The 23,722-nt window shown below is 46.6% G+C and carries 20 protein-coding genes; 8 read left to right on the forward strand and 12 right to left on the reverse strand.

The window, feature by feature from the left end:
* Positions 1–127: 127 nt before the first annotated feature.
* The 3 genes from BCU12_RS15465 (at position 128) to BCU12_RS15475 (ending at position 2,795) form a co-directional block, all read left to right on the forward strand.
* Entirely contained in the window at positions 128–1,303 is a 1,176-nt protein-coding gene (locus BCU12_RS15465; protein ID WP_102405150.1) for a methyltransferase domain-containing protein, read from the forward strand.
* A gap of 9 nt (positions 1,304–1,312) precedes the next feature.
* Positions 1,313–1,921 (forward strand): class I SAM-dependent methyltransferase, encoded by a 609-nt coding sequence (locus BCU12_RS15470; RefSeq protein ID WP_102405151.1) that lies wholly within the window; start codon positions 1,313–1,315, stop codon positions 1,919–1,921.
* Between the two features lie 97 nt (positions 1,922–2,018).
* Positions 2,019–2,795 carry an alpha/beta hydrolase gene (locus tag BCU12_RS15475; protein ID WP_102405152.1) on the forward strand — a complete coding sequence of 259 codons (777 nt, stop codon included), beginning with the start codon at positions 2,019–2,021 and terminating at the stop codon, positions 2,793–2,795.
* Between the two features lie 14 nt (positions 2,796–2,809).
* On the opposite strand, the gene BCU12_RS15480 is transcribed toward BCU12_RS15475, so the two are convergent.
* Complete coding sequence (locus BCU12_RS15480) at positions 2,810–3,229, reverse strand: hypothetical protein (protein ID WP_102405153.1); 420 nt, start codon at positions 3,227–3,229, stop codon at positions 2,810–2,812.
* 274 nt (positions 3,230–3,503) lie between these two features.
* Between BCU12_RS15480 and BCU12_RS15485 the strand changes: the two genes are divergently transcribed.
* A complete protein-coding gene (locus BCU12_RS15485; RefSeq protein WP_102405154.1) occupies positions 3,504–4,496 on the forward strand; it encodes an AraC family transcriptional regulator in 993 nt (330 codons plus the stop codon).
* Positions 4,497–4,610: 114 nt separating this feature from the next.
* Here the strand turns inward: BCU12_RS15485 and BCU12_RS15490 are convergent, their stop codons facing one another.
* The gene (locus BCU12_RS15490; protein ID WP_102405155.1) at positions 4,611–7,019 is read right to left on the reverse strand and encodes a glycoside hydrolase family 2 protein; all 2,409 of its coding nucleotides are present in this window, start codon (positions 7,017–7,019) and stop codon (positions 4,611–4,613) included.
* A gap of 328 nt (positions 7,020–7,347) precedes the next feature.
* On the opposite strand from BCU12_RS15490, the gene BCU12_RS15495 reads away from it, so the two are divergent.
* Complete coding sequence (locus tag BCU12_RS15495) at positions 7,348–8,112, forward strand: hydratase (protein WP_102405156.1); 765 nt, start codon at positions 7,348–7,350, stop codon at positions 8,110–8,112.
* 215 nt (positions 8,113–8,327) lie between these two features.
* On the forward strand, positions 8,328–9,851 hold the full coding sequence (locus BCU12_RS15500; RefSeq protein ID WP_102405157.1) for a protein adenylyltransferase SelO: 1,524 nt from the start codon (positions 8,328–8,330) through the stop codon (positions 9,849–9,851).
* A gap of 175 nt (positions 9,852–10,026) precedes the next feature.
* On the opposite strand, the gene BCU12_RS15505 is transcribed toward BCU12_RS15500, so the two are convergent.
* From BCU12_RS15505 to manD, 6 genes are all read right to left on the reverse strand, one after another.
* Positions 10,027–10,659, reverse strand: coding sequence for a LysE family translocator (locus BCU12_RS15505; RefSeq protein ID WP_102405158.1), 633 nt, complete (start codon positions 10,657–10,659; stop codon positions 10,027–10,029).
* Between the two features lie 174 nt (positions 10,660–10,833).
* Positions 10,834–11,631 carry an AraC family transcriptional regulator gene (locus tag BCU12_RS15510; protein ID WP_102405159.1) on the reverse strand — a complete coding sequence of 266 codons (798 nt, stop codon included), beginning with the start codon at positions 11,629–11,631 and terminating at the stop codon, positions 10,834–10,836.
* 51 nt (positions 11,632–11,682) lie between these two features.
* A complete protein-coding gene (locus BCU12_RS15515) occupies positions 11,683–12,264 on the reverse strand; it encodes an NAD(P)H-dependent oxidoreductase (RefSeq protein ID WP_102405160.1) in 582 nt (193 codons plus the stop codon).
* Between the two features lie 190 nt (positions 12,265–12,454).
* Positions 12,455–14,221 (reverse strand): transporter, encoded by a 1,767-nt coding sequence (locus BCU12_RS15520; protein WP_102405161.1) that lies wholly within the window; start codon positions 14,219–14,221, stop codon positions 12,455–12,457.
* Between the two features lie 8 nt (positions 14,222–14,229).
* Positions 14,230–15,375 carry a Gfo/Idh/MocA family oxidoreductase gene (locus BCU12_RS15525; RefSeq protein WP_102405162.1) on the reverse strand — a complete coding sequence of 382 codons (1,146 nt, stop codon included), beginning with the start codon at positions 15,373–15,375 and terminating at the stop codon, positions 14,230–14,232.
* A 99-nt stretch (positions 15,376–15,474) separates the two neighbouring features.
* Positions 15,475–16,692 carry a D-mannonate dehydratase ManD gene (gene manD, locus BCU12_RS15530; protein ID WP_102405163.1) on the reverse strand — a complete coding sequence of 406 codons (1,218 nt, stop codon included), beginning with the start codon at positions 16,690–16,692 and terminating at the stop codon, positions 15,475–15,477.
* 144 nt (positions 16,693–16,836) lie between these two features.
* On the opposite strand from manD, the gene BCU12_RS15535 reads away from it, so the two are divergent.
* Positions 16,837–17,844, forward strand: a complete 1,008-nt coding sequence (locus BCU12_RS15535) for a LacI family DNA-binding transcriptional regulator (RefSeq protein ID WP_102405164.1) — start codon at positions 16,837–16,839, stop codon at positions 17,842–17,844.
* A gap of 134 nt (positions 17,845–17,978) precedes the next feature.
* Here the strand turns inward: BCU12_RS15535 and BCU12_RS15540 are convergent, their stop codons facing one another.
* From BCU12_RS15540 to BCU12_RS15555, 4 genes are all read right to left on the reverse strand, one after another.
* Positions 17,979–18,368, reverse strand: a complete 390-nt coding sequence (locus BCU12_RS15540; protein WP_102405165.1) for an ectoine synthase — start codon at positions 18,366–18,368, stop codon at positions 17,979–17,981.
* Between the two features lie 14 nt (positions 18,369–18,382).
* Entirely contained in the window at positions 18,383–19,648 is a 1,266-nt protein-coding gene (gene ectB / locus BCU12_RS15545; protein WP_102405166.1) for a diaminobutyrate--2-oxoglutarate transaminase, read from the reverse strand.
* A gap of 11 nt (positions 19,649–19,659) precedes the next feature.
* Positions 19,660–20,226, reverse strand: a complete 567-nt coding sequence (ectA, locus tag BCU12_RS15550) for a diaminobutyrate acetyltransferase (protein WP_102405167.1) — start codon at positions 20,224–20,226, stop codon at positions 19,660–19,662.
* A gap of 323 nt (positions 20,227–20,549) precedes the next feature.
* Positions 20,550–21,464, reverse strand: coding sequence for a LysR family transcriptional regulator (locus BCU12_RS15555; protein ID WP_102405168.1), 915 nt, complete (start codon positions 21,462–21,464; stop codon positions 20,550–20,552).
* A 200-nt stretch (positions 21,465–21,664) separates the two neighbouring features.
* Between BCU12_RS15555 and BCU12_RS15560 the strand changes: the two genes are divergently transcribed.
* Positions 21,665–23,671: an alkyl sulfatase dimerization domain-containing protein gene (locus BCU12_RS15560; RefSeq protein WP_102405198.1), complete on the forward strand. Its 2,007-nt coding sequence runs from the start codon at positions 21,665–21,667 to the stop codon at positions 23,669–23,671.
* Positions 23,672–23,722: the final 51 nt, after the last annotated feature.

Consider the following 23,722-nt stretch of genomic DNA (forward strand, 5'->3'; position numbering starts at 1 on the left):
CTCAATTTGCACCTTAACAAGAGAGACTTCTCACCCTAAGTAAAAATAAAACCGGCCTCGCCATTGACCTGTCTATTACTTTATAGTTTAAGGTCTCTACTCACTTAAATCGATACACGAGGCGTTCATGTCATACCGTATCTCTGAACTCGCAGACAAGGTGGGGCTGTCACGTACCGCTCTGCTCTATTATGAAAAGCTTGAACTCATTTCTGGACACAGGTTGAGCAATGGCTACCGAGTTTACGGCGATAAAGATGTACAACGAATACGCCTGCTTCAAAAGCTTCAAGCGGGAGGTTTAACACTCAAAGAGTGCAAAGCCTGTTTGGAAGCGAAAGTTGACCGAACATTGCTTCAGAACCGCCTTAAAACCCTCGACGAAGAGATTGCTCAAAAACAACAATCTCGGCAGTTATTAGCGGCGTTGGTTGGCGAGGGCGATAGCAAGTCTTGGCACGAAAGTATCGATAAGATTGCGCCAGATGCCCATCTGGATTGGTTAGTTAAGCAGGGCTTCAATCAAAAAGAGGCACTGCGATTAAAATGGTTATCAAAAGACATGAACGAACACGAACAATACATGGCGGACTTTATGACCGTCTTTGAAACACTTGAACGCTGGGGACCAGGCAGTGAAAGCGATACATTGAAAGCGTACGCTCACTTACCGTCTAAACCCACCTCGATTTTAGAGATCGGCTGCGGCAATGGGTTATCCACCACCCTCCTAGCCAACCAAGGTGATGCTTCCGTAACCGCCGTTGATAACGAAGAATCAGCACTTGCGCGACTGAATGAAACACTCACCCAAAATGGCTTGGCGAATAGAGTGTCGCCCGTTTGCGCCAGTATGACAGAGCTACCGTTCAATACAGAAAGCTTCGACCTCATTTGGGCGGAAGGCAGCGCTTACATCATGGGCGTGACCAACGCCTTAAAACAATGGCGCGATCTTCTTCAACAAGACGGTATGCTCATGATCAGTGATCTTGTTTGGCTAACCGACTCACCGAGTGACGAAACCACAAAATTCTGGGCAGGCGAATACCCTGACATTCAAACCGTTGCGACAAGGCTTGAGCAAATTCGCGCCGCAGGTTATGAGGTTATTGAGCACTTTTCTCTTAGCCAAGATGCATGGAGCAATTACTGGAAGCCATTGAAAGAACGCGTTGATTCACTGATGCCAGAAATGCCAAACGCAGCAGCGCTGAAAGACATCCGTAAAGAAGTGACTATCTACGAGCGTTACCTCAACGAGTTCGGTTACCAAATGTTCATTTTAAGAAAACTGGCCTAGTCTAGACACATGCACTTATTTGACCGGCTCAATGTCTATCTCTACCACTACAACCGCATCAAGGCGTGGTCGGGCAATTTATCTAAGATACAAGGGTGGTCTAGCGACCACTCTCAACAAGCACGCTTTGAGATCATTAAAAGTGCCACCAACTTTGATGGAAAGAGCGTTCTCGACTTAGGCTGCGGTTATGGGGAGCTGTTTGACTACCTTTCTCAAGATTATCAACTCGCGGCCTACACTGGCGTTGATCAGCAGCATCAGTTTCTCCGCGTCGCCAAAAAACGGCTCTCTGATACCCAACCTCCTTGCCAATTCGTTCGAGCCGACATCAGCCAATATTCCGCACCAAATAGCGACGTCGTCATTGCCAGTGGCTCACTCAATTACCAAAGCCGAGACCCCGAATATCTGACTAAGATGATCAATCGCATGTACGCAATGGCAAGCGACATCGTCATCTTTAATCTGTTGGATTCGAGTACTTTCCCCAAACAAAACCTGCTCACTGGCTACAACAAAAAAGGCACCCTCTTTTATTGCAAAACACTGTGCTCCCAAGTCGAGTTGATCGACGGGTATGCCAATGAAGACTTTACAATTGTGATGCGGAAGTAGTCCTCGTTCATCTCCATAACCTTTGAGATAATGAGTGTTCTATACTCAGGTTTAAGGGCGTCCTATCCAAATCTGAGACCAACGCACTGGAGCATTCATGAGTATTGATGGCTATTTTGAACAACAAGGCCGTGGCGACCCCATTGTTTTTATTCATGGCTCTTTTGCGAGCACGTCAACATGGAAGAGAATGGTGGAGGTCTTATCAAAAGACCATCACTGCATCTCAATTAAACTGCCAGGCCATTGCGGAATGCCGGATCCATTGGATTTTTCATCTCCCACCATCCACACCGAAATCAACATAATCAGAGACACAGTGACGGCTCTCACTGACAAACCTGTGCACCTTGTCGGTCACTCTGTAGGGGCGAGCATCGCTTTAGCCATAGCATTAAAAAGCGACCTTAAGTTATCAAAGATGACACTTTTTGAGCCCGTCTCTATCTGGGTATTGAGGCGAGCCAACAATCTGGCGATGACGCAAAGAGTGGATGATTTCTTGTCTCACTATCGGCAAGACGCTCGGGAGAACAAACCGTATGTGTGTGGTCAGGTGATTGATTTTTGGGCAGGCAACGGTGCTTTTGATACCTTGCCTTTGTCGATTCAAGATAGCATGCAACCGCTGGTCAAAAACAACCTTCGTCATTGGGACATGGATATCGCCATAACCAGTACACTCTCCGATTTAGAACAGTGTGAGGTTACCACTCACCTTGTTTATGGCGACCAATCGAACCCTGTGGCTGGCGCTGTTTGTGAACAACTCAATGAGTCTCTTCCCAACAGCACCAAGCATGTCATCAAAGGCGCAAACCATTTCTTAGTCACCAGTCACGTAGAAGAGTGCCTTCGCTATATTCTTGATTAAAGCTCTGTCGCGGATTAAACCTGCGCAGCTTCTGGCTTAAAAAAGACTTTTTCTACCACTTTTTCCATACCCAGAATCAAGAAGATAAGGCCAAAGAAGACAACCACACCATTGAAGTACCCGTCCATTGCGACCGATCCACCAAATAGCGCGCCAATGATTGCCATCGTCACGAATTTACCGCCAACCAACGAGATATAAGACGTAATGCCTCGGCCAATTTTGTGGATTTTTGCAGACCCTCGTTGTTGCCATTTGCCTGCGGCAAAACCTTCTAACCAAATAAAGAAACTCAAACACGCCTGTACCAACACACCCACAAGAACGGCAACTTCGACACTATCGACCGTGAACCAAGACCAGTAGTGATTGGCAGCAAATACAGAAGTAATACCGATAACTGATTTAGTCATAAATGGAACGTTCGATTTCATAGTGTCTCTCTTAATTTATCCCGTAGGATGAATAAATGGGTTAATGAAAATATGTGGCTGAAGTCTTTGTTTTGTCTCCTCAGCGAATGAATACAATTCTACGGATTCATGATTTATTAGGTTGCCATTTTACGCCACCTTAAGGAAAAACAATCTAGGAGGGCATTAGGTGCACATGGGTAATAATTCAAAATAGGGCACAGAATAAATGTGATAAAGTGAACGAAGAAGCGTTAGTTACCGTCGACTTTAAAACGGGCAAGGAGAGCAATGGATGAGTGCACACGAGTTTAAGATTCCCGTGATTCAAACCAATTATGCTAGGGTGCTCGTTCAGGTTTGCTCTGACTTCGGTTTGGATCTGCATAAATTGCTCGAAGAGTCGGGATTACCTGCCGATCTAATGCAATCTGAAAGCGAATTTGTTCCCTCTGAGTCCATCAAACGGCTGATATTTCTTAGCTCCACACAGCTTGGGGTCAGCAGCTTCGTAGACATTCTAAAGCTGGCGATTGGGCAGAGAATCTTGCCTGTCATACTGCACCAGTTTACTCGCTACCCAACCATTGGCGATGCCCTTGCTGACGTACAACAAATCTTCCGCAACGACACCCCGAGCAGCAACGTTTTCTTTGTACAAGAGCACGGTCATCATTGGTTTTGCGTTGATTCTCTTGGTGAAGAAAACCCGTATTACCAGTGGTCTGAGGCATTCGCCATCGTCTATATTACGCAGTTGATGACGGCATTACTCAATGAAGATTGGCAGCCTAGCTCCGTTAAAGTGAAAAGCCGTGACATCGACATTGTAAAACAGGTCATTCCCCGTCGCTGCCGACTGTTTGTCGAGAATGAATACACAGGCGTTCAGATTCCTTCTGAGCTCCTCAGTCTGCCAATTGCGCTCAGCGCTAAAGCACTCAGTGAAAAACCGGCACTTGTCGAATGGCATACCAGCTTTACCGACACGGTATTTGAGGTGCTAAAGCCTTACGTGCGGGAGCGAGATCTCACCATAGAATATGCGGCAGAACTGCTCAGCTTCTCGGTTCGCACTCTGCAAAGAAAGCTCACCAAAGAGCGAACCTCTTTTCGGAAGATTCGAGACAACTTGGTGTTCTCTGTCGCTTGTGAATTGATAGAAGAAGGGCACTCGCTCACCTACGTTGCGAATCAACTCGGGTATTCCGATCTGCCCCATTTTTCTCGAGCCTTTAAGCGTGTTTCCGGGCTAACGCCCAATGTTTATAAGCTGACAGTGGGGTGACTCCTTATCATAAACGAACGCTCAACTTCATGTGTTAATGTAAAGCACATCGTTGAAACAAAGACGCCATCAAGAAGGAAGCACAAGTGCTCCCATTCCATCTTGAATTCAACCTTATTGCATCAAGTGGTAAACACGTAACGACTGCGCCATTGCATCCGTGTCGTCGCCCAAAAATTCGATGGTCACAGGTTGGTTAGCAAGTAATGTCACACTTGAATCGCTGAAGCGCCCGTCGGTATCACACTCTAAGTGCACAAAGAACGCGGGCTTATCGGATACCAACGTAATCTGGTTTCCATCAATAGCAAGATCAACGTTCGCCTTTTCCATCGGCAGTGTTTTGAGCTCGTGAGTGCTGAACCAAGTATTGCACAGTGCCTCTTCGCCCACTTGCGCCTCAACGTGTAAAAAGCCTGACTTCAATGCTTGCGTATCCAGCCCATCGTCTAAATGCCAAACAACGGTATTGCTATCCGCCTCAACGGTTTTTTCAAGTGACCAACGCTGTTTGACCCCTCCTTGCCAATCTACCCATTGCAGCTCACCCGTCATATTGATTGGATCTTTGGCATCGTTCAGTAGATGCACACTTAACTGGCCAGTGTGCTCTGAAAACACCAAATGCTGTGGGGCAAAAAAGCGTTTCGCATGGTAATGCAACTGCTTCCAACGGCCACTGTATTCCAAGCTCGACCAAGAACTCACTGGCCAATTATCGTTTAACTGCCAATACAGCATGCCACGGCACACAGGCGATATGGCTCGCCAGTGATCACACGCTGTTTTTATCGCCATCGCCTGCTGCACTTGGCTCAGATACAACATCTGCTCAAACCCAGTTGGGAAGCGAAAATAGCGGGTAAACATTTCGGTAATAATGCTATTACCGCGCGGATTCTTTTGGTGTTGCTCAAACGTTGGTGACGTAACATTCCAATCTCGCTCTGGCACAAACTGTTTTGCTTCGGCAAAAGAAGGCCAGGATTGGAAACCAAACTCTGAGCAGAATCTTGGGTTAACGTCTAAATATGCGCTGAATGATTTGCCAGAATGCCACACATCCCAAAAATGCATGTCACCTTTGCTGTCGTCATGCCATGCATCACCAAAATCCAACTCGCCATTACAGGGTGAACTTGGCCAGAAACGTCGTGAGGTGTCCTGTTGGCCTATCACCTGCTCTATCATGCGATTGAGACGATCGTAGTTCACCGTGTATTTCACTTTGTTGTATTTCGATTCGTCATACCAGCCTATTGCGCCAATCACCTCATTGTCGCCACACCATAACGCAATCGATGGGTGCTCTTTTAACCGTGGGATTTGGAAGCGAAGCTCTTGCTCCACTTCTTTCAAGAATTCATCATCGGAAGGGTACAGCGAACAGGCGAACATCATGTCCTGCCAAACCAACAGCCCCAACTCATCACAGAGGTTATAGAAGGTCTCACTTTCATATTGCCCGCCTCCCCAGACACGAATCATATTCATGTTCGCATCGACCGCGCTTTGCAGCAGATTACGATAACGGCTTTCAGACTCTTGGCCTGGCATCGCGTCCACTGGAATCCAGTTTGCGCCTTTGGCATTAACAGGCACACCATTGACGACGAACTCCATCGCAGAGCCACGTTCGTCGGCTTGGTTATTTAGGTTAAGCTCTCGCAACCCTATCTTGCGGGTGAGTTGCTGCTCGCCACAACGCACAGTGATCGGGTAAAGATGAGACTCTCCATATCCGGCAGGCCACCAGCGCTGTGGCTGTGTAATGTGAAATTGGCAATGATAATGACCACTTGCGTCAGTCTGAACGGTGCGGCTTTGACCATCTAACTCAACCGTCACCGTTTGCGCTTGCCCTTCTGATTCCACCTCCACCAATACATCAACCATTACACTGCCATCGGTTTGCCATTGCTGATCCGTAGAGAAATCTTTCAGCCAAAACTGACTCACCACATCAAGCTGAATAGGGTCATAGATGCCAGAGACCATCAAACAAATCCCCCAGTCCCAACCCGAATGACACTGAGTTTTTCGGATCAAATTCATGTGTGGAATCTGGTTATTACCCATAGCGGATGGAATTGGAAACGGCAGGTTTTTGGCCCGTTTTATCCCTTCTAGGTCGACACGCGCGAAGGCTACCCGTATTGAGTTAGTCCCTTGTTTTAGAAACGGCTTAATATCGACACGTTGCTGAGCAAACATGTTGCTGCAAACAAGTGCTTTCTCATCATTAATGTAAAACGTGGCCAAGGTATCAACGCGCGTTAGCGTCATCCAGACTTGCTGAGCAGACATGACCGACGTATCCACTTCAAATTCACGTGAAATCTGCCATTCACACTCTTCTACCCAACGCACTTTGGATTCGTTGTCAGCCAGATAAGGATTGGGGATTAAATCCGCCTCCAACAGGGCGGTCACGTTGTCACCAGGTAAAGTCATGGGAATATGGATATCAGGGCGCTGCGGCGAGGTAAGCCGCCACGTTCCATCAAGTTCAAATTGAGACATAGGGTAGGGCCTTTCGTTATTATTAGAACAGATGACTCAATGTAATCCTGAGGTGTCCATACAAAAATAAGGGAAATGTCATTTACAGAAAAAATGCGGTCGACTTCACGCTAAATTCGCATCTCAAAAAGCATCGCTACCGCTGCTTTATGCGCTTCCTAAATTGGCACGTACTCTCTGATTGAAATGTGACACCAGGGCTTTTGCATCCAAACCACATTCAACATCAATATCTGTCTCAAATAAGTCGAAACTCAACGAACAAACCTATTCAGAGCAAACAAAGTTCGATAGTATTGAGAAAATTATTCAATATAAGTAATACAATATGACCAATAAATATCAACAAGCGGCCACAGAGCTGCTTAACCGCCGCGTGGCAGGCACCAAAGCACCACGTATCGAAGCGTCACACCGCCCAAATTCATTAGAAGACGCATTACAAGTGCAATCTTCAATGATCGACTTACGTAGCGACAAAGTGGGGGGCTGGAAGTGTCTGCTTCCTCTTGCTGACGATAAGTTTGTTGTTGCCCCTATTTTCGCAGACACAGTTCAACAAGGTGAAACCTGTGAGCTGTTTGCTGACAAGCAAGTGGTACGCATCGAACCTGAGATTGCGTTTGTTCTAAACCAAGACTTGCCTGCAAACACCGATGGTTACAGTGAAGCGCAAATTAACGAAGCGATTGGTTCGTGCCACATGGCATTAGAGCTGATGCAATCTCGTTTCGCTGATGACAGCGGCGCGGAGTTTTTTGAGAAACTTGCTGATGGCTTAGTGAACCAAGGCCTATACGTTGGCCCTGAAATTGATCGTGAAACGGCTTTCAACGCGTCCACTATCGACATCACAGTGACTCAGCAAGACCAAGTGCAGAAGTTCGCGGGCAAGCACCCAAACACGATGCCAGCAACGCCAATCTACTGGCTAATCAACACCATGGTTCGCCGCGGTGTGGACTTCAAAGCAGGTGAAGCGATCATCACGGGTTCTTACTGTGGCATCGTTGAAGTTGAGTTCAACAAAGCAACGACCATTCGTTACGAAGGGATTGGCGAATACCAAGTGACGTTTAACGAAAAGCGATAATCAATAAACGAACTGTGATAAAGGAACAGCGATAAACGACGGATAGGTTCTCACGCCGTCAGTTAACGTTGAATATGGACCAGCAGATACGTTCGTTATTTGCTGGTTTTTTACACCCATTTACTCCAAACAGCCCATTCCTCTAGCACATCCAAGTTGCCCTTGTTACTCACTCACAGTATGGTGTCAGCATTGATGACAAAAGGAATGTTACCATGCTAGCCGATAAGACAGGCACTAGCCCAAACACCGAAAGTTCGGATGCCCACTCTTCCGTTACGATCCCGTTCGATAACAGCTACTTCAAAGAACTGCCTGGGTTCTATCAGCCACAAGATGCCGAGCCTGCACCTGAGCCTTCGCTGATAAAATTTAACTATGCACTGGCGCAGTCATTGAATATTGAGGCCGAATCCGCAACGGATCAGCAATTGGCTGAGATATTTTCCGGCACGCTAAGTCTGGAAGGCTCGAACTCTCTTGCGCAAGCGTACGCAGGGCATCAGTTTGGCAGTTACAACCCACAACTTGGGGATGGTCGCGCGGTATTGCTTGGCGAGGTGATCAGTAAAAATGGCCATCGACGCGATATTCAATTAAAAGGTTCAGGGCGAACCCCTTTTTCTCGCTCTGGCGATGGCAAAGCGGCGATTGGCCCAGTATTGCGTGAGTATCTCGTGTCTGAAGCGATGCACGCTTTGAATGTTCCAACAACGCGAGGGCTGGCGGCAGTCACCACGGGTGAACAAATCTGGCGAAATCAGGCAGCCATTGGCGCGATCGTCACTCGAACAGCGGCCAGTCACATTCGAGTCGGAACCTTTCAGTTTTTTGCCGCTAACGAAGAACTAGATAAGGTACAGCAACTGGCCGACTACGTGATTGAGCGTCATTACCCTGCCGCAAAAGAGTCGGATAATCGCTACCTAACCTTGCTAAAACTCATCTGTGAAAACCAAGCGAAGCTCGTGTCCAAATGGCAGCTACTTGGCTTTATTCATGGCGTGATGAATACCGATAACACCACCATATCAGGTGAAACCATCGATTATGGCCCATGCGCGTTTATGGACAGCTACGATCCTGATACGGTATTCAGCTCTATTGATTCTCAAGGCCGTTACGCCTATCGCAATCAGCCACACATTGCTCAGTGGAATCTCGCGCGACTCGCTGAAACACTGCTTCCACTTATCGCTGAAAACGAAGAAGAGTCTGTCGAACTGGCCACGAATACATTGCATGAATTTATGGCGCACTATCAAGGCCTGTGGATGGCGGGAATGCGCGCTAAACTAGGCATAACCAATCAAGAAGATGGCGACAACGAACTGATCCAAGAGCTGTTTGCCCTACTAAACGAACAACATGTCGATTTCACGCTGTTTTTCCGATCGCTTTCCGCTGTCGTCTTAGGTAATGAGAACGACACTCACGCCCTCTTTAGCCAGCCAGAGGGATGGAATGCATGGAACGAAAAATGGCAACAGCGACTCGAAAGGGATCCAATGTCTGACTCAGAGCGAGCCACTCTGATGAACACGCATAACCCTGTCTATATCCCTAGAAACCATAAGGTTGAGGAGATGATCGCAGCGGCCGAGCAAAACAATTATGAGCCTTTTGAACGTATGCTAAAGGTATTAGAAAATCCGTTTGAGGTTCAGCCTGATTGCGAAGAATACGCACACCCTGCCCCCAACAATTTCGGGCCATATCGAACTTTCTGCGGCACTTAGCGGCTTTATTTCCAGTCAGCCAATGTGGCTCTCGCGAATCAATATGGCTCTCGCTAAACGGAGCCACTAACGCCAACCAATGCACTTCAACCAACCCATGTACGTCAGCTAACTGATACGATTCGATTAACACTCGCAGTAACGAGGTTAATCGAATCTATTTACTTGGCATCGACTAAGCTGCTGATTGCAGCAGCCCTTTAATCATTGGGTTGTCCACCACAAGCCACACGCTGACCACTATTAAGCACCCTGCGTAAAACCAATTCAACGATTTCTCGTAGGTTGGGTTGCTGGATACCTTAGAAATCAGCTCCCCGATGGCTACCCACGCAAAGTGCGTCAAGATATTTAACATCGCCAACCATGCAATAAGTACGACCACCCCATATTCGCCAAACGCTGCCAATGAAGGCTCAGAGAACAGAGTGAACATCAGAAATACCATTAGCCACCCTTTGCTGTTCAACAACTGGATGATAAGCCCGTCAACAAATCGCAGCTCTTTCGCTTCATTGTTCACTGTTGATTGGCTCGATTTTAGAAACTTAATCGCCAGGTAAATCAAGTACGCAGAACCGAGCAATTGCATCACGTTCATGACAGCAGGGTGTGACTGAACCAGCTCACCAAGGCCATAACCGATGATGATCGACTTGATCAAAAACACGCTGTCGACACCGGCTATCAAAGCTATCGAGCGTTTCACGCCTACTTTCGCACCCGACGCGGCAAACACAATGTTCGCTGGCCCTGGGCTGAATACCAAAGGAAACATCACCCCTAACCACGTCAAAAACAGACTCATACACTTCTCCTAAACACTGCAACTCTCCTTTACTAACGAGCAGCCACATTAATCAATCAAGATGAGTCGGTCTTGTACAAAATTGACGTGTTTCATGGGGAAACGAGAAAGTTTAAAAGTGGACATTCATAGGGTTATGAACGTCATAGCGACAGGTTTGAGCGCTATGGTTCATCAAGGGCAATATTTCGACGGAGAAACACCAAACGCTTTTTTAAAGTTGCGCGTAAAATGGCTTTGATCGTAAAAGCCACACGCTAATGAAGCATCAACACAACTTGCCCCTTCAGAGAGTAAAGCCTTCGCCTGATTGACCTTAACCAGAAATAAATACTGATGCGGAGTGACACCAAATGTTGACTTAAAACTTCGAATTAACTGAAATTTTGACAACCCCGCAATGTGCTCTAGGTCGCTCAATGATGGGTTACCTTCAAAATGATCGCGAAGGTAATCGCGCGCGAGATAACTGCTTTTTTTGCATGATGGTTGCAGCGCTTCTTCTTTGGCAGAACCGTAGCGCGTGAACAAGGTTTCCAGTGCAGAGAGATAGAAAGACTCTTTACTCAGCTCCAAGGCTGGCTGCTCTAATGATATGTGTAACTGCCGCAGAGCATCGAATAACGATTCATCATCAATCACTGACTGATCAATAATGGGATTAATCGGCGTGCTGTGGTGAGCAAACTGCTCGATAAGCTCATCAACATCAAAGTAGAACATACGATACTGCCAGCCTATCGAAGACCCTGAGAATCCAGTATGAACCTCTGCAGGATTAATCGCGACAATCTGTTTCTGAGGAATAATGAGATTACTGCCGCGATAAAATAGACCTTCGGCACCTTGTTCAATAATGCCTATCGACAGTTCATCATGCCAATGCTTAGAAAATTCGAAGCTTTCATAGCGTGCAGAAAGAAGCTCAACGCCAGAGAAGGTATCATTACGCCAGATTTTAGAATGTTCCATCCGCTCCCTCCTTGAGCTTATTCCCAAGCGTTGTTTATAACGCGTTTATGTCTAAAACTCAGCCTTTATTTTGCCGATAAAGCGTTCAATCTTATTTGGGCTCGCATCTTCACTTTTGTAAAACGAGAGCATTTTAAAGCGGCACTTCTTAGCACAAGCCCCCAACAAGGCGATTTTTAGCACCTTTTTCACGGGTTTTCGCAACACAAAAAAATCCACCCACCACGGAGAACCCAAAGTCGTCACCACCTTCACCTCTTTTAAATTGTCGAGACATGGCGTGATCGCGCCAAGATCTGAGGCGTGGTTGTAGGCGTGTGTGGGCGCCCAAACTCGGTCAAACCACCCCTTCAAAATAGCGGGAAAGCCAAACCACCAGGTGGGGAACACCAACACCAGTGACTCTGTGTCTTTTAGCTGTTGAATGTCGTCATGGAGCTGAGATGAATCAAACGTTGGCTGGTAATAACTGGAGCGCTCAGAAGCACTGAGAACCGGGTTGAATTGCTCTTCATAGAGGTTTTTTACCGTGACCTCATGCCCTTGGGTTTTAAGGTGTTCTATCGTTTGCTCAGCAAGATGGCTGCAAAGGCTATGTTCAAGGGGGTGGGCAAGTACAACTAGGCATTTCACTGGGGAGTCTTCCTATTCAAGATTGTGGGTTCATTCCTTAAACAGTGTGTCGCAATTTGTTGCTCTATAAGTGAGAAAAGACTCAGAAAGAGCGTTTTTATTAAAAGGAAGCGAGTGGCCTCTCATAATAAAAAGGCCCTAACATTCCATTGATAGCGAACATTAGAGCCTTAATAGGCAGTCGCAGAAACTAGTTTATCTGTGGCTTCAACTCTTTGGTTATTGACTTGTCAGCACTGCGTTTAAGTAACCAACCTATTGAGAACACCGTCACTGCACAGAGTAAGAAGACAACCCTACCCCATAATGGATTAGGAATGGCAACCATAGCCAGTAGGCCTGCGCTCATATACATCACCATTAGACCTAATTTGCTGCGTTGTTCCGTATCCACGGCATCATATTCATCTTTTGAAATAATAGGCGTTTCAACATCAGCAAAGAATTTATCCGTCTCTTCTCTGTGAGTATCTTTCTCTTCACGATAAAGCAGAGAAGTCGAGATAAAGAAGCCCGCTGTAATGAATAGGTGAGCCGCAATAGTGGCTGCAATTCTAAGTTCACCCGCTTCTCGGCGTGTGATTTCTTCAATACCAAACCAACCCGCAATCACATCGGCCGTAATCACGCTCGTCATTAACCACGATACGAACATACCGACCACGACCGTTGCCCACGGTGCCCAGCTTGGCGTGCGCTTAAACAGCATGCCAAAGAACAATGGCACTAACAGCGGTACTTGAATCATGGTTGATACCGACATCATCAGATCAAACAAGCTCATCTCTTTCAGCGAGCTGAAGAAGAGCGCGACACAAATAACCAATACACCACTAAACAAACTGATGAGTTTACCGATTTTCAATAATTGGCTATCGCTTGTCTCTTTCTTAGCAAACAGTGGCTGATAGATACTGCGAACAAAAATACCAGAGTTACGATTCAATGCTGAATCCATCGATGACATGGTGGCTGCAAACAAACCCGCCAACAACAAACCAACCGTTCCAACTGGCATGATGTTTTTCGCAAACACTAAGTACACCGCATCTGCCGCTTTGCCACCCAGCTGTGGGTACATCGCCGCGGCATCAGGGTAAAGAATGGCGGCAGCCCATGGTGGAATAAACCAAACAATACTGCCCACACCCATTAACGCAGCAGCAAGCAGTGCCGCTTTTCTTGCGTTGTTGGTATCTTTCGCATTCAGAAAACGATACGAGTCTTGCATGTTATTGATGCTTTGAAGCTGCTTAACCACAAAGAAAATAAACGCACACACCAATAGCAATGGGTAGTTCATGTCTGGTCCCATCACGAAACCGCTAGGAAACTCGTTGACGATAACCGTTGGACCACCAACTGCGACAAGGGCGACCACAGCACACGCGATAGAGACAACCGCAACGACCAGCGTCTGAAGGAAATCTGACGCCACGACTCCCCATGCTCCTGAAATAACAGACACGATAAGTACTGCTAGTCCTGTCGCGATAATGGTGGTGTTCAAATCAGAGTTGAACACCGCACTGGCAAACACACCCAGCGCATTCAGCCATACACCGGCATTAATGAAGCTGAAGATGATCAAAGCCCAAGAGAAGAACTGCTCATTTTGATGCCCAAAGCGTCGACGAACGCCTTCTGTTGGTGTATCCACTCTCATTTGACGGAAACGGTGAGAGAAGTACAGGTAGCCAAAGAAATAAGCCAATGTATTGGCTAAAAACACCAAGGTAACGGCAAACCCGTCGGTAAATGCCTTACCAGCCGCACCAGTAAACGTCCACGCAGAGAACTGAGTCATGAATGCTGTTGATCCCACCATCCACCACAGCATTTTGCCGCCGCCACGAAAATAATCGCTCGTCGAGCGGTTCGCCATTTTCTTGAAGGCAAAACCGATCCCAACAATTAATGCGAAGTAACCAAAAATAACAAGATATTCGTATATCATAGTGTCACCTAACGTTTGGAATTCAGAAGATCACTCACATCAACCCAGCGATCATTTTTTCTTATTAGATCAATGATTAATTGATAGCGACAGCCGTCTTCAAAGGTTTGGTATCGTTCAACCTCGACACCACTTAGGTCTTTCACTAATTGGGTCGCAAGGTGAGTCCAGCTGCGTTGTGTTTCACATTCAATATCAGGAAGTTGAACATCAATCTCCTGCGGTAATACCACTTCATTCCACTGACCATCCTTCCAAACCGACAATGGGCCGCTGCCATAGTGACCTTTGATGTAAATAGAGCCTTGAGTTCCATGAAAAACGATATGGTCTTCGCTAAAACGTGGCGTCAAACCACCGTGTTTAAACAACACTGACACGGGTTGAGCCGCTGGCATTCGGCTTTCGATTTGAGCCAGAACCGTATAGGACCACTCCACGTCGCAATCTCGCCATTCAAGTGATGGGTCTTTAATGTCATCCGGAATGAAATTGCGGCGCTCCATGAAGTTATGGACACCCTTGACAACCGGGGCTTTCGGCATGTCGTTTCGAACTTCACCATTGATCGAAAGAATGTTTTCTCCGACCACTGACGTCACAATCGACAATAGATGGGTAAAGTTGTTGTTCAAGCGTCCGCCGCCTGCTTCAGTGCGATGAGACCAGCCAAAAGGAATGTGGCGATCTAGATTGAAATGAGAAATACACTCCACTTCGGTTGGTTCACCTATCACGCCGTCTGCAACAAGCTGCTTCGCATGCATGATTTCAGGCATGTAACGAAAGCTCGACGCAAACGCTGTTTTTATGCCTTTCTCTTCGGCTAAACGATAGATCTCTAACGCCGTTTCGCCGCTCTCGGTCAGTGGCTTATCGCAGAAAATGTGGCAACCAAAGGCTATCGCCTCTTTAATGGCTTCAACATGCGCCCCACCAGGAGTGGCAATAGAGACAATGTCGGGTTTGCATAGCTCAAGCGCTAGCCCCCAGTTAGTGCCTGAGTAAGGTATCGCCAACTTTTCAGCGACGTCAGTCACCACGTGCTCCGTTCTTCCAACGATACCCACCACTTCAGCGCCCGCGTCTCGAAATGCTTTAGCGTGACCTTGACCAGCAAATCCGGTTCCAAATATTAATACTGTTTTCTTCATGTACAGTTCCTATCTTTATTATTTGTTCCACTAGTTAACTGCCCACCCTGTTCACATGGGGTGAGTGGGCAGCGTTTATTCGTTATTGGGGTTGTAGGGTTACCAGTGCCAAAGCGTGCCGTCTTCTAGGCGGCTAACAGGTAGGTAAGAGCGTTTATAGGTGTATTTTTCCGCTTCAGTGTCATCAAACTCAACACCCAATCCTGGCGCATCGCTGACGAGAATCATGCCGTTTTCAAGCTTCATGTCGTGCTTAAAGATCGATTGGCACTCTTCATTGCCAAATCCGACAAACTCTTGAATCCCAAAGTTATGCGTAGAGATATTGAGGTGCATGTGCGCCGCAAAACAGATTGGGGAAAGATCTGGCGCACCATGTGGGGCAGTTCGCACGTTATAGACAGCCGCGAAATCTGAGATTTTCTTCATTCCGGTAATACCACCCGCATGGGTAGCCGCAGTGCGAATGTAATCAATCCACTGATTTTGGATGAGATCTTTGCAATCCCAGATGGTGTTGTAGGTTTCACCTAAGGCAAGCGGTGTCGTTGTATGGTGGCGGATCAGCTTATAGTTCTCTTGGTTTTCAGCGATCGATGCATCTTCTAGGAATAGAAGATTATAAGGTTCTAGCATCTTGCCTAGCTTTGCTGACTCAATGGGCGTGAGGCGACTGTGAGTGTCGTGAAGAAATTCAGCTCGGTCGCCAAAACGTTCTTTGGCTTGAGCGAAAAGCTCAGGAACTAACTTGAAGTACTTGCTTGTTGACCACTGCTGCTCTGGTGGTAATGGTCGATTGCCCTGCAATTCAAAGTAGTCTTTTTTGTCGCCAAGAACCCCATACGTTTCAGACAAACCAGGAATGGCCGATTGCAGGCGAATCGCTTTGAATCCTTGTTCGATACACTGCTCTGCTTTGTCTAACGTATCTTCAATGGTTTCGCCATTTGCGTGCGCGTACAAGCTCACGCCATCACGACATTTCCCACCTAGAAGTTGATAAACCGGAAGCCCTGCCACTTTTCCTTTGATGTCCCAAAGTGCCATGTCAATCGCGGCAATGGCTGCCATCGTAATTGGACCACGACGCCAGTACACGCCCATGTATAGATACTGCCAAATGTCTTCAATGCCGTGTGCATCGCGACCAATTAAACACGGCTTCACATGCTCTTCTAAGTACGTCGCTACAGCGAGCTCTCTGCCATTAACGGTTGCGTCGCCTAGACCGTAAACCCCTTCATCGGTGATCACTTTTACTGTGACAAAGTTACGACCTGGATTGGTTACAAAAATTTTAATGTCTTCAATTTTCATTTCAGTTCTCTCTCGTGACAATTTAGCAACCAAATCGATTTAGTAAATCGGTTTGGTAAATCGGTTTACTTGCTATCATCTAGATCTGAAGATACAATGTCAACGATCCAATTTTGATCCACTTAACATTTTTAAGAAGCCTGTATGAAGAAAGTAAGAATAGTGGATGTTGCGACACATGCTGGAGTATCAAAAAGTACCGTGTCTCAATACCTTAATGGCCGTTTTGGCCATATGTCTGCTGAAACAAAACAAAAAATCAAGTCGGCAATTGAGACACTTAACTACGTTCCCAACCCGATTGCTCGAAGTCTGAAAGTTGAAAAAACCAAGACGATTGGGGTCGTTGTGCGTGATGTCGCGGGCTATAACACCAGCCGCGTGTTACGAGGGATCGATGACTACTGTAAAAAGCACGATTACAACGTTTTAATTTACAACAGTGACTTTAATGCTGAAGCGGAAAAACGTGCTTTATTGTCGTTACAACAGATGTGTGTCGATGGCATCATCATTACCTCGTCGGGGCTGAACTCTGAGCTCATCAATCAATTCATTCAAAATAAGATGCCCGTTGTTCAGTTCCAACTCGAATATACGGATTGTCAAAGCCATATCGTGCTGTCTGATTATCAACAGGCAGCTTTCCAGGCTACGGAATATTTGATTGAACTTGGTCATAAGAGAATTGCATTTTTTACACAAGAGTTTGGCAGTAGTTTTTCTAGAAAAGCGCGCTATCAAGGTTATCTCGATGCTTTAGACAAGCACGGCATTAAAGCGGAACAGGATTTAATGCAACTTTGGGACAGAGAGAATGGGTTTCAACGTTCTCCAATCGATCTCATTCACGGTAAAAATCCCCCGACGGCTATTTTTACTCAGCACTTAGCCATCACTGCCGATTTACTGATGGTTTTAAATAAGGCGGAAATCGAGATCCCTAAAAAGGTATCGGTACTCGGTTTTGATGAAATCCCTATGGTGGATCTCTTTAAGGTTCCCATTACAGCCATTAAGCAGGATGCCTACCAAATAGGCGTTGAAACCGCCAAACTCGCGATAGAAGCCATCATGGGGAAACATGATGACTTACAGCGAAGCATCGTGCCATGCTCACTCATCAAGCGAGACTCCTGCCAGAAGGTTTAGGCATGCAGGCTGCGCGGTGAAGTACACGGTGATCGCTCGCCGTAGATAAGCACTTATCTAAGACGAAAAAAGCAGGAGTGAAAGGTCAATATTCACTCCTGCTCAATGCGTTTCTGCTCTGTCAGAGCGATAACTTAATCCGTGATGAGCGGATACACACCATTTTCATCATGGGTTTCTTTGCCTGTGATCGGCGGATTAAACACGCAAGCCATAACCATTTCTTTGCCTTTATAGGCTCTTAAATAGTGCTCATCGTGCTTGTCTAGAATGTACAGCGTCCCTGGTTTAATCGGGTAGGTTTCGCCACCCACCACTTCGATTTCACCCTCACCACTCATGCAGTACACCGATTCTAAATGGTTCTGATAATGGATGTGAGTCTCGGTATTTTCAAAGATGGTCGTAATATGGAAAGAGAAGCCCATATTGTCATCTTTGAGCAGCATACGTACGCTTTCCCACGTTTCTGAGGCGACTCTTCGCTCGCTATCTCGGCATTCATCCAACGTTCTAACAATCATTGTACTTCCCTTAATTACGATGCTTTTTTGTAGTGTTTCGCGACAACATGATCAACCGCGTTTTCAAATATGGCTAAGCCTTGGGTAAGCTCTTCAGACGCGATCGTTAATGGGCAAAAGAACTTCACCACTTCGTCATCAGGGCCAGCGGTTTCAATCACCATGCCGTTTTCAAAACAGGTTTTAGCGATGTCACGGGAGAGTTCACCATCGCAACACTCAACACCAATCATCATGCCTCGACCTTTCTGTTGAAGCAGTAACTTAGGATGACGCGTTATACAACGTTCGATGGTCTGTGACACGGCCTCTGAACACTGCTTAATGTGCGCTTCAAATTCATTCGTTGACCAGTAAACCTCTAACGCTTTGGCTGCTGTCACAAAGGCGTGATTATTGCCACGGAAGGTGCCGTTGTGTTCACCTGGATTCCAAATATCAAGCTCAGGTTTTAACAGTACTACTGCCATCGGTAACCCGTAGCCACCAATAGATTTCGATAGAGTGACAATATCCGGCTTGATGCCCGATGGTTCAAAGCTAAAGAAAGTCCCCGTTCGACCACAGCCCGCCTGAATATCATCAACAATCATCAAAATATCGTGACGCTTACAGATCTGGCTAAGACGTTGCAACCATTGCTCAGAGGCAACATTCAAACCGCCCTCACCTTGCACGGTTTCAAGCAGAACCGCCGCAGGTTTGTCCATGCCAGAAGAGTTATCAAGCAGCATGGTTTCAAAATAGGTGAGGCCATCAATATCCGCATAGCCTTCAAATGGTAGACGGGTCACATTGTTCAAAGCCATGCCAGAGCCTTGGCGATGATGCTGATTACCCGTGGCCGCTAAAGCGCCAGCCGTACAGCCATGAAAACCATTGGTGAACGCCACAATTGAGCTACGTTGGGTCACTTTACGCGCCAGTTTCAGCGCCGCTTCAACCGCATTAGTCCCCGTAGGGCCAGTAAATTGAACCTTGTAGTTGAGGTCGCGAGGACGAAGAATGGTTTGCTCGAAGACCGATAGGAATCGCGCTTTGGCGCTGGAGTGCATATCCAACCCGTGAGTAATGCCGTCCATTTCTATGTAATCGAGTAGAGCCTGTTTCAGGTTCGGGTTATTGTGGCCATAATTAAGTGATCCTGCACCGGCAAGAAAATCTAAGTAACGATCGCCTTTTTCGGTCTCAAGCCAGCTCCCTTGTGCTTTTTTAAACATAACGGGAAAGCTGTTTGAGTAAGAACGTACTTTAGACTCTTGCTTGCTAAAAATTTCCATAATGTGACCGTTTATTGTCCTTTTCGCTTGGGTTGATTTAATGGGATTCGATACAGTAACTCCGTATCGTGTTTCCCCTTAAAATGTGTTTTTTCATCAAGAAAAGTGCTGACTTCGCCACGCTGTCCATTGCGTTTATCCAGCTTTCTAAACAGTGCCCATGAGGCATCGTTATCTTTGGTGATGGTTGTTTCGACCGCCTCAATAGTGCGTAACACGTCTCGACTCATCAACTCGTGCAACATGTTGTAAGCCAGGCCTTTACCTCTGTATCTCGGTGAGACCGCAACTTGCCAGACAAACAAGGTATCCGGATCATCCGGCTTTCTGTAACCGGAAATAAAACCCGCAATGTCGCCATCACATCGTGCAATGACACAGGTCTGACTAAAGTGGGTTGATTGAAGAAAGTTGCAATAAGAGGAGTTAACATCGAGTGGAGGGCAGGCTGCAATCAGGCTATAAATATCATCGCCATCTTCGGCGGAAGGCTCTAAAAACGTCCATGCTTTATCAAGACCTTCTCCTATCTCTGGGTACATGACCCAAGGTGCTGAACTAATCATGTGTAGATACATTTCCTTTGAACTCTAAACATATAATTTGGCAGCCATCCTCCACACTAGGCGATCAAAATCAAATTAACGGCTAAATATTCTAGAACAATGAGATCAATATCACTATAAATAGTCAAATCTCTCAGTGTTAAATTAATTAGAACTCTAATCTATTTTCAGAAAGGCGATGATCACACATCGAATTAATCCTTACTTAAAGAAAGGTTTTTGGTGCCGTATTTAGGCATCATTGAACGATGGAGATACTGAGGTTTCATCGGGCTCATAGAGCCCATGTTGGAGGAAGGAAATAAGGCGTCATCAGCACAAATGATTGAAAGAAATTAACTCGCGGATGGCCCCACTTGAGCGATGACGTTTTTCAGCTTTTCTCGCAGCCAAACATGCGCAGGATGGTGTGTGTTCCTGTTGTGCCACATGATGTTGTGAATGACGGGTTTGCTTTTTATCGGCGGGGATAATTGTTGCAAGCCAAGCTTTGGTGCGTATTTATCGGCAAGGCTGGTAGAGGTAATGCCTAGGCAATCGCTTTCGGAAACCAGCCCCATAAGCGACACCAGCGAACTGCACTCACACGCCACCTTTCGCTCGGCCATCACCTCGTCAGCAATGTACTCTAACACCGTCAAATCGCCTCGACGCAGCTTCGAAGTAATGTGCTTTTCTTTATAAAACTCAGCCTTACTGATTTTTCCACTTACTCGAGGGTGGTCATTTCGGCACACCAAAGATGCCGCTTCTTCGAAGAAAAATTCACTTTGATACGACTGACTCGGCAAGTGACCAATATCAATCGCAAGGTCGGCTTTTTGTAAGTTAAGCTGTTGAAGTAATTCATCTTCACTGTTTGGTGTTAACTGAAATTCGATCTCGCAATTGCCCATCTCTTCATCTTGCAAGATAAGTGGCATAAGCAGGTTCATCATCGACTCGTTCACATGAACCAAAAACGAGCGAGGGACTTGTTTGTCAAAGCCTGAGACATTGCTCACCGCGTCGGTTACCGCTCGATACGCAGGTGAAATTTGATTGGCCAGTTGCGTCGCACTCAACGTAGGGGAAATACCACGCCCCTCTCTGACAAATAGCTCTACACCTAAATTGGACTGTAACCGCTTAAGCGCATAGCTCACGCCCGGCTGTGTTAAACCGAGTGAATCCGCCGCTAAAGTTATGGAGCGCTGATGGTAAACCTCTAGAAAAATAACCAGAAGATTAAAATCGAACTTATTGTCCATGAGTCGCCTTAATAAATAAAAATAAATTATCCATTAAAATAATAACACATACGAATTATTCATGTTTTAACTAAAATCCAGTTTATAGGAAACCTATGTAACGAAGCGTATTCTGACCACAACGTTGAAAAGCAAAGCCATTGAATCTGGCTACGCCACCAACCCTACTATTCGTTACAGACAGAAAGAGAAACAGAATGATGCGAAATACCACACTCTCTATCGCGATATTCACCACCCTATCGTTCAATGCCACCGCTCAGTCTCATGACCACGAACACTTCGATGCGTTGGAAATGGCACGTTACAAAGGCAAAGCCGCAACCGAGCACACCATTCAAGCCAACCGTGAACTTGCCAATCGCCTTCCATTTGAAGATCGCACTGCGTTTGAAGAACAAAGCCGTGGTCTTATCGCATCATTTGGCGACCACGATGCAGGCCTTGCACGTGTTCCGTTCATTAATTTCATGCAGAACGTCAACCCTGAACAGTACCCAGAGACTGTCAATCCATCGATCTTTCGACAAGGGCTGATGAACTATCAGGCACAAGGTCTGTATGAAGTGGTAGAGGGCGTATATCAAATCCGCGGCAGTGACGTATCGAACATCACTGTGTTTCGTACCAAGACGGGTTACGTCATCAACGATCCAGGCTTGCTCGATGACACCACCAAAGATGCGTGGGAGTTCGCCAAGCTGCACCTTCCAGCGCCACACACGATTCATGCGGTCGTCTATTCTCACCCACATGGTGATCACTTCGGTGGTGTTCGAGGCCTAGAAGCTGATTTTTCAGACGATGTTAAGATCATTGCACCAGAAGGCTTTGTTGCGGCATTGGCGGACGAGAACATGATTGCGGGCAACGCGATGTCTCGCCGTACTGATTACCAATATGGTACGACACTGAGTCAAAATGCGCGTGGCCAAGTTGATATGGCTATCGGCCTCAATAAAGGCACGAAAGGCGGATTAACGCTCATCACACCAACGCTTGAGATCATTGATAAAGTCGAGAAGCACACGATAGACGGCCTGACTTTCGAGTTCACCAATGTCCCAGGTGCGGAAGCACCCGTCGAGATCCTCACCTGGATTGAAGAATATAAGACTCTGTTCACGGGCGAGTTGACGTACCACGGCATGCACAATATCTACACCTTCCGTGGTGCTAAAGTGCGCGATTCTCTGGCTTGGACGAAGTACCTAACGGAGATTAAAATTGCCTATGGCGACCGTATTGCGGCATTGACCTCTTCTCACTCAGCGCCAGTTTGGGACAACCAAGCCATTAATGAATACATTACGCTGCAACGTGACAACTATGGATTCATTCATAACCAGTCTATGCGCTTAGCGAACAACGGCGTCACGATTAATGATGTTGGCCGCGAGATAGAAAAAATCATCCCTGAGGTTCAGTTCAACACTTGGCACACAAATGGCTACCACGGCTCTTACAGCCACAATGCTCGCGCGGTTGTCAATTTGTATCTTGGTTACCACGACATGAACCCAGTGAACACTAATCCACTGACCACCATCGATAAGTCATGTACTTATGTTGAAGCCGCTGGAGCAGAAACGCTTTACAACGCTGGGTTGGTTCACTTTGAAGCGGGTCGCTACCAAGAGTCTTCGCAGCTGTTTAATGATCTTGTTCAATGCGCTCCAACCAACGAACAGTATCGCCATGCATTGGCCGATAGCTTTGAGCAACAAGGCTACCAATCAGAAACAATGGCGTGGAGAAACAGCTACCTACAAGGTGCCGTTGAACTGCGTACAAGCGAAGTCAAAGATGGTGTCAATCAAATGTCAGCCGACATAATTGCCAACTCGCCGACAGCGAAAATCTTCGATATGTTTGCGGTACGTGTCAATTCTGTCAAAGCCATTGATGCAGGCCTCAACTTTACCCTGACGACAGTGCATCCTGACACCAAAGAGTACTTCTATACTGAGGTCTCAAACGGCAACATGACGACCGTACAAACGACAACGAAGCTGGATGCCGATACCACTGTGTTCATCCATAAATCGGACTTCTCAAACGTACTGTTACGTCAAACCACCTTCCCTGCGCTGTTAGAGTCAGGTATGGCGGGTATCGTTGGTAAAGCAGAGAACCTTGCAGGACTTCAGGGCGTGATGGAACAGCCTGAGCGTAAGTTTGATATTCTTCCTCTTATCAAAGAATAATAACAGCCAGCATCAAGCGATGAATCCTTGATGCGGCTACATTGCTGATAG

It is taken from the genome of Vibrio sp. 10N.261.55.A7 (genome assembly GCF_002877365.1).
GTDB lineage: Bacteria > Pseudomonadota > Gammaproteobacteria > Enterobacterales > Vibrionaceae > Vibrio.